Annotated in this window: 11 protein-coding genes; 5 read left to right on the forward strand and 6 right to left on the reverse strand. The window is 61.7% G+C overall.

Translation table 11 applies throughout. From position 1 onward, the window contains the following. Positions 1–47: 47 nt before the first annotated feature. The 5 genes from colR to D8U61_RS09085 all read left to right on the forward strand — a co-directional run bounded on the left by colR (position 48) and on the right by D8U61_RS09085 (position 3772). Entirely contained in the window at positions 48–731 is a 684-nt protein-coding gene (gene colR, locus D8U61_RS09065; protein WP_016773421.1) for a two-component system response regulator ColR, read from the forward strand. Then, positions 721–2004 carry a HAMP domain-containing sensor histidine kinase gene (locus D8U61_RS09070; RefSeq protein WP_125925637.1) on the forward strand — a complete coding sequence of 428 codons (1284 nt, stop codon included), beginning with the start codon at positions 721–723 and terminating at the stop codon, positions 2002–2004. The genes colR and D8U61_RS09070 overlap by 11 nt, the downstream gene beginning before the upstream one ends. A gap of 149 nt (positions 2005–2153) precedes the next feature. Next, entirely contained in the window at positions 2154–2822 is a 669-nt protein-coding gene (locus D8U61_RS09075; protein WP_038861247.1) for a class I SAM-dependent methyltransferase, read from the forward strand. Positions 2823–2825: 3 nt separating this feature from the next. Next, entirely contained in the window at positions 2826–3542 is a 717-nt protein-coding gene (locus D8U61_RS09080) for a lipopolysaccharide kinase InaA family protein (protein ID WP_024014147.1), read from the forward strand. Positions 3543–3544: 2 nt separating this feature from the next. Next, positions 3545–3772 carry a hypothetical protein gene (locus tag D8U61_RS09085; RefSeq protein ID WP_125925636.1) on the forward strand — a complete coding sequence of 76 codons (228 nt, stop codon included), beginning with the start codon at positions 3545–3547 and terminating at the stop codon, positions 3770–3772. 255 nt (positions 3773–4027) lie between these two features. On the opposite strand, the gene D8U61_RS09090 is transcribed toward D8U61_RS09085, so the two are convergent. From D8U61_RS09090 to D8U61_RS09115, 6 genes are all read right to left on the reverse strand, one after another. Further along, a complete protein-coding gene (locus D8U61_RS09090) occupies positions 4028–7054 on the reverse strand; it encodes a multidrug efflux RND transporter permease subunit (RefSeq protein ID WP_130926785.1) in 3027 nt (1008 codons plus the stop codon). A gap of 13 nt (positions 7055–7067) precedes the next feature. Continuing rightward, positions 7068–8216 carry an efflux RND transporter periplasmic adaptor subunit gene (locus D8U61_RS09095; RefSeq protein WP_130926786.1) on the reverse strand — a complete coding sequence of 383 codons (1149 nt, stop codon included), beginning with the start codon at positions 8214–8216 and terminating at the stop codon, positions 7068–7070. A 252-nt stretch (positions 8217–8468) separates the two neighbouring features. Beyond that, the gene (locus D8U61_RS09100) at positions 8469–9569 is read right to left on the reverse strand and encodes a DUF1513 domain-containing protein (RefSeq protein WP_130926787.1); all 1101 of its coding nucleotides are present in this window, start codon (positions 9567–9569) and stop codon (positions 8469–8471) included. A gap of 14 nt (positions 9570–9583) precedes the next feature. Further along, on the reverse strand, positions 9584–10648 hold the full coding sequence (locus D8U61_RS09105; RefSeq protein WP_056789978.1) for an imelysin family protein: 1065 nt from the start codon (positions 10646–10648) through the stop codon (positions 9584–9586). A gap of 27 nt (positions 10649–10675) precedes the next feature. Further along, the gene (locus tag D8U61_RS09110) at positions 10676–12103 is read right to left on the reverse strand and encodes a di-heme oxidoredictase family protein (protein ID WP_130926788.1); all 1428 of its coding nucleotides are present in this window, start codon (positions 12101–12103) and stop codon (positions 10676–10678) included. A gap of 276 nt (positions 12104–12379) precedes the next feature. Beyond that, positions 12380–13732 carry an imelysin family protein gene (locus tag D8U61_RS09115; RefSeq protein ID WP_122752236.1) on the reverse strand — a complete coding sequence of 451 codons (1353 nt, stop codon included), beginning with the start codon at positions 13730–13732 and terminating at the stop codon, positions 12380–12382. Between the last annotated feature and the right edge of the window lie 21 nt (positions 13733–13753).

Here is a 13753-nt window from a genome sequence, read left to right on the forward strand (position 1 = left end):
AGCTGCGCGGGCCAAGACGGCCGTTACCCCGTTCGGAGGAGATGTCCATGCGAATTCTGCTGGTCGAAGACAACCGTGACATCCTGGCCAATCTGGCCGATTACCTGGGCATGAAAGGCTATACCGTCGATTGCGCACAAGACGGCTTGTCCGGTCTGCATCTGGCGGCGACCGAGCATTACGACCTGATCGTGCTCGACATCATGCTGCCCGGCATCGACGGCTACACCTTGTGCAAACGCCTGCGCGAAGATGCCCGGCGCGATACGCCGGTGATCATGCTGACCGCCCGCGACCAACTCGACGACCGGCTGCAGGGCTTCAAGTCCGGCGCCGACGATTACCTGATCAAACCGTTTGCGCTGTCCGAGCTGGCCGCCCGCGTCGAAGCGGTCATGCGCCGTGCTCAGGGCGGCGGTCGCCGCGCATTGCAGGTCGGTGATCTGAGCTACGACCTCGACACCCTGGAAGTGACCCGCGAAGGCAAGCTGCTCAAGCTCAACCCGGTCGGTCTCAAGCTGCTCGCGGTGTTGATGCAGAAGAGCCCGCACGTGCTGCGTCGGGAGATTCTCGAGGAAGCGCTGTGGGGCGATGACTGCCCGGACAGCGACAGCCTGCGCAGCCATGTTCACCAGTTGCGCCAGGTGATCGACAAGCCATTCGCCAAGCCACTGCTGCACACCGTGCACGGTGTCGGTTATCGCTTGGCCGAGGGGCGAGATGGAGTTTAAGCAGAGTCTTTCCCAGCGGATCATCATCGCCTTTGCGCTGATGAGCGCACTGGTCGCCGGCGCCTTCGCCATGGGCATCGTTGCAACGGTGCATCTGGTGGAAGAGAAACTGATTTCCGCAGGGCTGGGCGGCGATCTGCAACGTTTGCTGCTGATGGACAACGTCTCCGACTGGAGCCATCGCCCCGAGCCGGATCAGTTGTTCTATTTCAGCGGCGGGCCGGGGGATTTCGACCTGCCCAAGGATCTGCGTCACCTCGATGCCGGTTTCCACGAGGTCTTTCGCGAGCAGCTGTCCTATCACGCCATGGTCGAAGTGGTGGATGGTCGGCGTTATGTCTTGCTGCAGGACCAGAGCGATTTCGAAGAGCGCGAGCGCGTGCTGTTTGCCGTGGTGCTGGTGGGCTTCGTGCTCAGCCTGGCACTGGCGGTGTTTCTTGGCTGGGTGCTCGCGCGCAAGGTGATGGCGCCGGTGGTGCGCCTGGCGCGGCAGGTCCGTCATCGCGACCAGTTGCTCGGGCTGGCGCCGCCCCTGGCGCCGGATTATGCAGCGGATGAAGTCGGTGAACTGGCGGTGGCGTTCGATGCCACGCTGGGGCGCTTGCGTCAGGCGCTGAACCGCGAGCGTTTGTTCACCAGCGACGTCAGCCACGAATTGCGCACGCCGCTGATGGTCCTCGCCAGTTCCTGCGAACTGCTGCTGGAAAACCCCGGTCTCGATCAGCGCGGTCGCGCCCAGGTCGAGCGCATTGCCCGGGCGAGCGAGGAGATGCGCGAACTGGTACAGACCTTCCTGATGCTGGCGCGCGCACAGAACGAAGAGGCCGGCGCCGCGCCGCAGCAAAACCTCACGCAAGTCGCCGAGAGCCTGCTGTGCCTGTGGCGCGAGCCGATCGAGCGCAAGGGCCTGTCGCTGATGTTCGAGCCGGGCGATCCACCGGACACACGTTACAACGCGACCTTGCTCAATGCGGTGATGGGCAACTTGCTGCGTAACGCACTGCATTACACCGAAGAGGGTTTTATTCGCCTTACCCTCACTGCCAACGGTTTTGTCGTCGAGGACTCGGGGGTAGGTATTCCCGAGGAAAAACGCGAGGCGATGTTCGAGCCGTTTGTGCGCGGTAGCGAGAAACGTGGCGAGGGTCTCGGCTTGGGCCTGTCGCTGGTCCAGCGTATCTGCGAAAACCAGGGCTGGACGGTCAGTTTGAGCACGATGGAGCCCAATGGCTGCCGATTCGAGGTAGATCTTGGCGTGAATGCCAGCAAATAGTGGCTCGAGGCTACTCCCGCCCACCTGTCTAAATCCTGTATAAGGTTGTAATACTTTGCAGATTTACCTGACAGAATTTTCACAATTGGATGACCTGACGCTGACACGCCGCTGCTTAAGGTGGCGTCATCAGAACAGGAGTCCAGATGATGGCCGGCCCGATCAAGCTCGATTTTTCCGAAAAGTACGACGACCAACACGCACAACGATATCTGCGCAAGCACCAGCAAAGCCTCGGTCGGCGCCTGTCGCACTGGCGCGATGAGCAAGTCGGTCGCAAGGCCTTGGCGCTGGCGGGAGATCCCGGGCTGGTGCTGGACCTGCCCTGCGGTGCCGGGCGTTTCTGGCCAATGCTCGCGGAGAAGCCCAACCGGGTGATCATCGGCGCGGACAATTCCGAGTCGATGATCAAGACCGCGCTGCAGGGACAACCGGCCGATGTGGTCAAGCGTGTACAACCGCTGCACACCTCGGCATTCGATATCGCTCTGCCGGATAACTCGGTCGACAGCATCTTTTGCATGCGCCTGTTGCACCACATCGGCGAGGCCGAGCACCGTCGGGTGATCCTGCGCGAGTTCGAGCGGGTGACCCGTGACAGCGTGATTGTTTCGTTGTGGGTCGACGGCAATTTCAAGGCCTGGAAGCGCAAGCGTGCCGAGCGGGATCGGCCAAGTCATGATTACCAGAATCGATTTCTGATTCCGGCGGCGACGATCGAGAAAGAATTTGAACAGGCGGGTTTCCGCATTCAGGAACAACTGGACTTCATACCGCTCTATGCGATGTGGCGAGTTTACGTATTACGCAAGAGGTAGAGGATGGCAGTGCAAGCAGCGGTTGAAGCGGATGTCGCTCCCCAGGATCGTTTCGATTATTACTGGAACCAGCGCGGCGAATGGGTTGAAGAGCCCAATGTGCGCCGTGGTGGCGAAAGCGGGGTGCAGCGCATCGTCGACCGTGACGGTCAGCTCTTGTACGCCAAGCGCCAGACCGGGCACATCTATCGCAGTTGGTTGCACCCGTTCGGTCGCCCGACCGTATTGCGTGAACTCGATGCGCTGACCGGCGTAAGCAAACTCGGCGTGCGTGTTCCGCAAATCGTTTTTTGCGGCGCGCAACCGGATCCGCAACACAAGTGGCGCGCGCTGCTCGTCACCAAATCCCTCGACGGTTTCCAGGAACTGGAACACTGGCTGGCCGCTGCCGGTGGTCGCGATCAATGTGGTGACGTGGTCTACGAGAAAGTCCTCAAGGACCTCGCCGAGAACCTGGCGCGCATGCACAAGGGCCGCTGGCAACACAGCTGCATCTACATCAAACACGTTTTCGTGCGCGTCACCGGTGAAGGTGAAGCGGCGCAGGTTGAAGTGGCGTTGATCGATCTGGAGAAGTGCCGTCAGCGTCTGACACCCTATCGCGCCGCGCAGCATGACATGAAGCAACTGCGTCGCCATTCGTCGTTCCGCGATGCCGACTGGAAAAAACTCGTCTACTTTTATGAGACGGCGTTTGGCAGCGCTATCAAAGGTTTATAGCGATGAAACTCGAAATTGCACGAGGTTTGTTCCTGGTCGGGGCCTTGGCAGTTGCTTCACTGGCGGTGGCTGCCTGGGAGCAGCCGCGCATGCAGGTCATAGGGGCGTCCGGGAACGACGCTCATTGTTCGGTTCCACGGGTGGCGAAATCCTCCGTGGCGACCCAGCCCGATCATGATTTGCTGTTGTTCATGTTCGGACTGTCTCAGGGAATGAGGCCAGCCAGTTGAAACGATTGAAGCCCAAATGAAAGGCCTCGCAGTTGCGAGGCCTTTTTTTTGGAATACGGATTGTGTAGGAGCTGCCGAAGGCTGCGATCTTTTGATCTTGCTTGATCGTTCCTACGCTCTGCGTGGGAACGCCTCAAGGGACGCTCCGCGTTCCAATGGGACGCGGAGCGTCCCGAGCTGCATTCCCAAGCAGAGCGTGGGAACGATCAAAATACCGCATTCGCGAGCAGGCTCGCTCCCACAGCGTGATGCGTGTTATTTGCGGTCCGGTTTCGCCAGGAACGTGTAAACACACGGCAGCACGAACAGCGTAAACAACGTGCCGATCGACATCCCCGTCGCAATCACCATGCCTATATCAAAGCGGCTCACGGCTCCCGCACCGGTGGCCAGAATCAGCGGCACCATGCCGAACACCATTGCCGCCGTCGTCATCAGCACCGGGCGCAAGCGAATTGCCGCTGCTTCCTCTACGGCTTCACGGGCGCTCAAACCCTTGTCCTTGCGCAACTGGTTGGCGAATTCGACGATCAGGATGCCGTGCTTGCTGATCAGGCCGATCAGCGTCACCAGCCCGACCTGGGTGTAGATGTTCATGCTCGACCAGCCGAGGAACAGCGGAATCAGCGCCCCGCAAATCGACAGCGGTACGGTCACCAGAATCACCAGCGGATCACGGAAGCTTTCGAACTGTGCGGCCAGCACGAGAAAGATGATCGCCAATGCCAGAGCGAAAGTTACCCACAATGCGCTGCCTTCCTGCACGTACTGGCGCGAGGCGCCGCCGTAGTCGAAGGCAAACCCGGCCGGTGCTTCTTCGCGGGCAATCTGCAGCACGGTGTCGATGGCTTCGCCCATGCTCACCAGCGGGAAACCGGAAATCTTCGCTGCGTTGAGCTGCTGGAACTGATTGAGCTGGCGCGGTCGTGCGCGGTCGCTGACCTTGATCAAGGTCGACAGCGGCAGCAATTCGCCCTGAGTGTTTTTCACGTAGTAATTGTTCAGCCAGTCCGGGTTGTCGCGGTAGGCCCGTTCAACCTGGGCGATGACCTTGTAGCTGCGCCCGTCGATGGTGAAGCGGTTGATTTCCGCCTCGCCGAGCAAGGTCGCCAGCGTGCTGCCGAGGTCGAGCATCGACACGCCCATCTGCGCAGCCTTGTCGCGGTCGATATCCACGACTACTTCCGGCTTGTCGAACGCCAGATCGAGGTCGACGAAGGCGAACTTGCCTGACTCCATGGCGCGTTTCTCGATGCGCTCGGCGACTTGCAGCAGCAGTTCATAGTCATTGGCGGTGTTGACCACGAATTCGAAAGGCAGGCCTTCACCGGTGCCGGGCAGGGAGGGCAGGTTGAAACCGAAGATCTGCAGGCCGGGAATGCTCTCCAGTTTGCTCTGCACCTCGGGGAGGATTTCCATCTGCGTGCGGCTGCGCTCGTTCCATGGCTTGAGCAAAAAGCCGCCGATACCGGCCTGCACGCCGTTGTAGCCGTTGATCTGGAACGAGGAGTAGTACTCGGGAAACTCTTTGAAGATGGTGATGAATTCGTCGGTGTAGGTGCTCAGGTAGTCGAGGTTGGTCGGCTGCGGTGCGCTGGCCATCATGAAAATGATGCCTTGATCCTCGTCCGGGGCCAGTTCCGACTTGGTGAACTTGAGAAACACCGGAATCAGGCACAGCACGATCACCGCGAACACCAGCACCACCGGCCGGGTATTGAGCGTGCCGTGGAGCATGCTTTGATAACGGCGCTTGAGGCCTTCAAAGACGCGGTCGAGGCGATGGGCCAGTCCGCCGGGATTCTCTTCGTGGCGCAGCAGAAACGCGCACATCATCGGCGACAGCGTCAGGGCAACGACGCCAGAAATCACCACTGCTCCAGCCAGGGTCAGGGCGAACTCCTTGAACAACGCCCCGGTCAGCCCGGTGAGGAAACCGATCGGCGCATACACCGCCGCCAGGGTGATGGTCATCGACACCACCGGCATGGCAATTTCCCGCGCGCCTTCCAGCGCTGCATCGAACGGCTTCTTGCCTTCCTCGATATGTCGGTGGATGTTCTCCACCACGACGATCGCATCGTCCACCACAAGACCGATGGCCAGCACCATGGCCAGCAGCGTCAGCAGGTTCATCGAGTAACCCATCATCTGCATGAAGAACATCACGCCGATCATCGACAGCGGAATGGTCACCACCGGGATCACTACCGAACGCAGCGCGCCGAGGAACAGGAACACCACGACGATGACGATCAGCACCGCTTCGAACAGGGTTTTCACCACCTCATCGATCGACGCCTGAATGAACAGCGTGGCGTCGTAGGCGATTTCGCTTTTCAGGTTCGGCGGCAGCTGCGCTTCCAGCTCGGGCATCAGCTTGCGCACTTCCTTGATCACGTCCAGCGGGTTGGCGCCGGGAGTGGCCTTGATGCCGATGTATACCGATGGCGTGCCGCCGAACGAGCTGATCGAATCGTAGTTTTCCGCGCCCATTTCCACCCGCGCGACATCGCGCAGCAGCACGCGGCTGTCGCCATCGACCTTGAGCGGAATCGCCGCGAAGGCTTCGGCGGATTTCAGTTCGGTGTTGGCGTTGATGCTGGTGACGGTGTACTCGCCTTTCACCTCGCCGGCGGCGGAGAGGAAGTTGTACTGGCGCACCGCCGCGGTCACGTCGGCGGCGCTGAGGCCGAAGCCGGCGAGTTTCACCGGGTCGAGCCACAGACGCATGGCGAACACCTGATTGCCGAGAATTTCCGCTTCGGCCATGCCCGGCAGCGTCGCCAGTTTTGGCTGGATGACCCGCGACAGGTAGTCGGTGATCTGCGGGTTGCTCAGGTCCTTGCTGAAGAAACTGATGTACATCAGCGCCGAAGCGTCGGCGGATTCCTTGCTCAGCACCGGGTCTTCGGCGTCCTGCGGCAGCTTGTTCTTCACCTCGTTGGCCTTGGCCAGCAGTTCGGTGAACAAGCGGTCGGTGTTGGCACCGATGCGCGCGTAGATCGAAATCACCGAGAAGTTCTGCCGGCTGACCGAGGTCATGTAATCGATGCCTTCGGCGCTGGCCAGGCTCTGTTGCATCGGCTGGGTGATGTAGCCCTGAATGGTTTCGGCGTTGGCCCCGGGATAAGCCGTGGTCACCGTGATCAGGGCGTTTTCCATTTGCGGGTACTGGCGCAGCGGCAGCTTGCTCCAGGCCTGGAAGCCCAGCAGCACAATCAGCAGGCTGACCACGGTGGCGAGCACCGGGCGGCGGATGAACGGATCGGTAAAAGCCATGGGAATTCCTTGATCAGTCGACGCGAGGCGGACTGTTCTGCTCGCCGAGGGTCTTGTCGTCGCTGATGGCGATGTGGGCACCGTTGTCCAGTTTGATCTGGCCCGCCGTTACCACTTGTTCGCCGCTCTGCACGCCCTTGTTGATCATCACCAGGCCATCGCGGCGTTCACCGGTCTCGACGAAACGACGTTCGGCGATCAGCAGCGGTTGGCCGTTGTCATCCTTGGCGACGCTGCCGTCCTCGGCCTTCTTCTGCCCCACCACATAAACCGAGTTGCCGTACAGGGTGTAGGTGATCGCGCTTTCCGGCACGACGATGTGCTTCTGCGGATCGGGCAGCAGCACTTCAAGGCTGGCGAACATGCCCGGCAGCAGCTTGCCGTCGGGGTTGGCCAGGGTGGCGCGGACGAGGATATTGCGCGTGGTGCTTTCGACGATCGGGTTGATCGCGCTGATCTTGCCGGCAAAGTTCTGCCCCGGATAAGCGGCGACGGTGAACTGCACGGGCTGACCGATAGCGAGTTTCGGCACCGCTTGCTCCGGCACGTAGAAGTCAGCGTAAAGGCTGCTCAAGTCCTGCAACGTGGCGATTTTGGTACCGCTGGCGAGGTAGTCGCCGACGTCGACCTGGCGGATGCCGATGGTGCCGCTGAATGGCGCGAGGATGCGCTTTTTCGCCAGCGACGCGTTGAGCTGATTGACCGTGGCCTTGTTCTTTTGCAGCACGGCGGAGAGGCGGTCGTACTCGCCTTTGGAGATCGCGCGGCTGTCGACCAGTTGCGCGCCACGGCCGAAGTCCAGTTGCGCCAGGCCGAGGTCGGCGCGAGCGGTTTCCAGCAGAGCGGTCTCGACGGCGCTGTCGAGTTGCAGCAACGGCTGTCCGGCCTTGACCTTCTGCCCGGATTCGAATTTGAGTTCAGTGACGGTGCCGGCGACTTCCAGACTCAAGTCGACACCTTGCAGCGCCTTGAGCGTGCCGACGGTGGGCAGGCGCATCTGCCACGGCTGTTCGCCGGCAGTGGCCACGGCGACGCTGATCGGCGGCTTGGGCTTGGAAAAGCCCTGGATCATCGTGTAGACCGAAAAGGCTTTGTATCCGCCCAGCACCAGGACGATCAGCAAAACAACACCCAACATGATCAGCATGCGGCGACGCAGCATATTTCCATTTCCTTGGATAAATCATGAGACAGGCGGGCACATTACTCCGAGTCAGGTGGGGATTCCAACTGGCAGTGTTTACAGGTGCAGCGGGACACAATCCTGTGGTGAGGGGATTTATCCCCGTTGGGCTGCGAAGCGGCCCCCTGAATCCTTCAGTCATACCGCAATTGCAGTTTTAAGGGCGGCTGCGCCACCCAACGGGGATAAATCCCCTCGCCACAGGTTGATTGTCAGCCACGGGACTTGTTGTCAGGCCATCAAGTGCAGATGGTTGTCCCAGAGCCCCGCCGGCAATTCCAGCGGCTTGGCCAGCAGCTGTTCCTGCCGGCAATCGTAGTAACGGCAACGGCCCTGACCCGAGGTCACGACAAAGCCATCCTTTACCGCACCAACGCCGGCGCAATCAGGCAAAGGCGCATCGAGGCGCAGTTCGCCGCTGTCCAGATCCCAGATAAAGAAGCGATTGCCGCGCGGCGCTGTCAACGCGACCAGACGCAGGTCGCTGTGCACCGCGACGCTGGCGGTGTAGTGCCCCATCGCCTGCAACTGATCTTCCGCTACCGGGAACGCCACAAACGGTTGCCCGGGTCGCTTGATCGCCAGCAGCTCCGAGCGCTCGTGGGACGGCCCCATGAATTGCTGGCCGGCGACGATGGTACCGTCACTGGCGATGCCCATGTGGCGCACGCTGTTCATCTGCTGGGCGAGGGTTTCCTTGCTCAGCAACGTGCCGTCGCGCTGCATCAGCACCAGGCTCGGTTCCATGGCGTTGAGGTTCATGTCGACGCGGCTTTCCGCCTCGGTGCGAATGCCGCCGTTGGCCACCACCAGCGTCTCGCCGTCGGGCATCCACGACACCTGATGCGGGCCGAGGCCATGGGTGGAAATCTCGCCCGTGTGCACCAGCCGCTCGCCTTCGAACTTATACACACCGAGCAAACCGCGACCAGGATCGGTCGTATCGTTTTCGGTGGCGTACAGGTATTCGCCGTCCTTGTGCACCACGGCGTGGCCGTAGAAGTGCCGGTTCGGCTGCGAGGTCACGGTCTGCAGCAACGTGCCGTCGCGCAGGTCGATCAGGTAACTCTCGGTACCCGGACGCCGTGCAACGAACAGCGCCAGCGGCTGCGTCGGATGATTGATGATGTCGTGGCAACGCTGGCCGACGTGGGTGGCGAACACCCGCGTACCGTCGAGCCGATAGCCGACGGCGTAATGCTTGCCGTCAGTATCGTCACGCGCCGACAGCAGCAGCGGGCTCTGATCCTTGCGTTTGAACAGCGTCCAGCCGCCCAGCGTCACTGCTCCCAGCAGTGCACTACCTAAAGTCAGAACCTGACGTCGCAGCATGGCACTCGCCCTCATCAGTCACCGTCGTTGGCGTTGAAGCCCAGTTGGATGCCCAGCGCCTTGGCCAGCTCGCCTTCATGCAGGCGATGGACGACGTTGAGGCTGTCGTAGATATCGTTGAGTTGCTGGCGACCGGCGTCGTCTTCGAGCATTTCGCCCAGCGAGCGCTGGGTGCTGTCGAACAGCTTCAGCGACGCGGCATAAGCGGCATCGATCTTGTCCGCCAACGGCTTCTGTTCGGCCGGCAGCAGACCGCGCAGGCCTTTGTTGTCGACGCCTTCCCAGACGGTTTTGGCGGCGGCAAGGCTGGCTTCCAATGCGGTCAGCGACGACTGGCTGCGCCACGCATCGGCCTGGAACGGCTGCGGCACGCCCTTGCTCTGACGGCCCATTGGCGTGCCGAGTTTTTTCTTCAGGGTATCCAGTGCAGTCACTTGGACGCGCAGCAGATCGGCGATCGCTTCGTGGGAGTCGGCGTAGCGCTGGTTGGGGAACTTGCTCATCTGCGCGAGCATGCCGTCGGTGTTGTTCCAGCCCTGCAGGATCTCTTCGGCCAGTTGCTTCTGGCGTTCCCCGATGGCGATCAGCAGCGGGCAGTATTTGGCTTTTTGCGCATCGTTGGCGACGTCAGGCTTGGCGTCGAAGAGGATGTATTCGTAAGCCGACAGGCCCTGCACCACGACGCTGGATTTGGCCAGCGCGGCGGCGTCGATCTGCGGCTGGGCGACGACCAGTTGCTCGACCTGACGGCCGACGAGGTTTTTCTTGTCCGGCCAGAACTGCACTTGCCACGAACGATTGCCTTCGGCCAGCGGACCGATCAGCAGCGGTTGCAGTTCGGCCCAGGCTTTCTGCGCGTGGAGGAAATCGGCACGGGCGGTTTCCAGGGTCTCTTTGCCCTGGCAGTAGGCGAGGGCGCTGACCGCCAGTTGCCGGTCGGCTTCGACCCAACGGGTGTAGGTCGGCAGGATCACCGATTTGGCGATCGCCGCCGAAGTGACCGCTTGCGGGTCCTGCGGCGAGCAGGCGCCGAGGGCGAGCGCGGCAAGGCTGGTGAACAGTAACTTGGGACGGAACATGTCGGGCTCCCGATGTTTTTTCAGTATTTAAAGTGAGTTCAGAAAAGCCAGCAACGCAGCGCGCTGCTCGGCATTGAAAGACAAAACCTGTTGCTGCGCCGCCGTCGCCTCGCCGCCATGCCAGAGCACCGCTTCGAGCAGGTTGCGTGCGCGGCCGTCATGCAAAAACTGGGTGTGACCGCTGACCGCTTGCGTCAGACCAATCCCCCATAACGGCGGGGTGCGCCAGTCGCGGCCGGAGGCCTGAAATTCCGTGCGGTTGTCCGCCAGGCCTTCGCCCATGTCATGCAGCAGCAAGTCGCTGTATGGACGAATCACCTGATTGGCCAATTCCGGTTCGGCGGCATCGGCGGCCGTGGTGTATTTCGGCGTGTGGCACGACTGGCAACCGGCCTGGAAAAACAGATTCTTGCCGGCCAGCACCTGTGGATCGTTGACGCCACGGCGCGCCGGCACTGCCAGGTTGCGGCTGTAGAACAGCACCAGCCGCAGGATGTTGTCGCTGACTTCCGGTTCGCCGTCGGGACCATTGCCGTTCGGCGCCTGTTTGCAGGCGGTTTGCACCTCGGTGCAATCGTCGAACGGCCGCAGGCTGGTGGTCAGGCCCATGTCACCGGAGAACGCGTGAACATTCTGTTGATTGAGATTCGGCTGCCCGGCTTTCCAGCCGAACCGGCCGACGACGGTTTTCTGCAACTGGTCATCCCAGACACGGTTGGGCCGGCCGTTGATGCCGTTGTTCTCTTTCGCCTGGGCGGCGGCGTTGGCGAGGATCGCCTCCTCGGGGATGGCTTCGAGCAGGCCCAGACCAATCATCGGCGGCGCCACCCGCGCGGAAATACGCGTGTCCGGGTGCATCGGGCCGTAACCGAGTTGAGTGATCTGCAGGGTCGGTTTGCGCAGCTCGACCTCGGTACCGTCCTTGAAGCGTACCGGCACCGGCGTGTAGTCGACCCGCACCTTGCCTTCCGGGGCGACGCCGGGCACGGCCATGTCCTGGAACTGCCCGCCATACACCGGCTCCGGCACTACGCCGAGCTGTTCGATGACTTTGGCGTATTGCGGCGCGTCGGGAATCGACAGGCGCACCAGCATCGACACCGCATTGGATGCGTCAGGTGCCGGCGGATGCCCGCGACCGTCCTTGATGTGGCAGTTCTGGCAGGCGTTGGTATTGAACAACGGGCCGAGGCCGTCGCGCGCCGTGGTGGTCGACGGCGCGATCACCCACGGGCTGCGAAAGAAACTGTTGCCGACACTGAAATCCACCCGCCGCGAGGGCGGCAGGTTGGCCGATGGCAGGGAAAAGGCGTTCTGATCGCTCTTGCGCACAGTCGCCGCACCGCCCGAACGCGCTTCCCCCGGCTCGGCCTTGGTGAAACGCGGGGCGTCATCGCAGGCACTCAGGCCCAGGGCCAGCAACAGTGCGGACAAGCGAAGCGGCAACGACAGCATCAGACATCCTGCAAACGGGCGAAAACAAAGGCGCAAAGTCTAACAGGGCGGGGGAGTTTGAATAAGAGGAATTATCGTTTGCTTGATATCGCGCAAGCCTTGAAGCGCATGCCAACACTGTGGGAGCGAGCCTGTTCGCGAAAGCGATGCCCGACGCGCTGTAAATGCTGCGCCGGATCAAGCCTTCGCGAGCAGGCTCGCTCCCACAGGGATAGTGGTGTGCCAATAATGAAAAAGGCGACCCGAAGGTCGCCTCTTTTTGAACGGACGCTGCGATCAGAACTCGTGATCGGCGCTGTCCGGGTTCAGGTCGCTGATGCCCAGTTTGCCGGCAGCGGCTTCGATCGAGCCGGTCTGCTTGACCAGCGCGGCGATGGCGTCGCGAACGACCTGGTTGCCAGCGGTGTTGCCGGCAGCGATCAACTGGTCGTAGTGCTCACCCTTGTTGGCGTGATCGACCATGACCTGGATCTTCGCTTCGGTCGCGGCCAGATCGGCTTTCAGCGCGGTGTCGGCAGCCGGGTCGGCCTTGGCTACCAGCGACGACAGGCTGGCGCCGGTCAGCTTGGTGCCGTCAACACGGGTGTACTCGCCCAGGTAAACGTTACGCACGCCTTTGGCGTCGTAGAAGTGCGAGTAGTGGGTGTTGTCGCTGAAGCAATCCTGCTCGTCTTCGGGGGAGTTGGCTTCCAGGGAAACCTTCATGCGCTCGCCCGCCAGTTCACCCAGGGACAGGCTGCCCATGCCGAAGAGCATTTTGCGCAGGCCGGTTTCGCCTGGCTCGGCTTCCAGGGTGGCGCGGTAGTTGTCGGCCACGTTCGGCTTCCAGTTGCCGACCATTTCTTCCAGGTCGCTGACCAGCAGTTGGGTCACGGCTTTCAGGTAGGCACGACGACGCTCGTTGTGACCACCGGTGGCGCCGGCGCCTTCCAGATAGTCCGAGGCCGGACGGTTGCCAGCGCCAGGGCCGGTGCCGTTCAGATCCTGGCCCCAGAGGAGGAATTCGATCGCGTGGTAGCCGGTGGCAACGTTCGCCTCGGAACCGCCCAGCTCGTTGAGGCTGGCGAGTTTTTCCGGGGTGATCTCTTTCACGTCGACTTTGTCTTCGCCGACCTGCACTTCGGTGTTGGCGATGATGTTGGCGCTGGCGCCCGGGTTACCCAGTGCGTGCTCGTAGGATTTGTCGACGTAGTCGATCAAGCCCTCGTCCAATGGCCAGGCGTTAACCTGACCTTCCCAGTCGTCGATGATGGTGTTGCCGAAGCGGAATACTTCGCTCTGCAGGTACGGCACGCGTGCGGCGACCCAGGCAGCCTTGGCGGCTTTGAGGGTGTCGGCGTTCGGCTTGGCGAGGAACGCGTCGACCGCGCTCTGCAGGGTTTTCGCGGTGGATTCGGCATCGCTGTAAACGGCGAAGACCATGTCGGCGTAGTGCGCGACCACGGCCTTGGCGGCGGCATCGTCAACTTTACCGGCGGCAGGAGCAGGCGCAGCGGCAGGGGCTGGAGCAGCGCTGCTGGAAGCCGGAGTCATTTCGGAGGCTTTTTCTTTGTCCTTGCCTTCGCCGCAACCGGCGAGGGAAATAGCGATGGCCAGCAGACTGGCGGTAGCCAGAGGCATACGAATCATGGCGAACATCCTGCTTCGGTA

Source organism: Pseudomonas sp. Sample_14 (assembly GCF_004307515.1).
GTDB classification, from domain to species: domain Bacteria; phylum Pseudomonadota; class Gammaproteobacteria; order Pseudomonadales; family Pseudomonadaceae; genus Aquipseudomonas; species Aquipseudomonas atacamensis.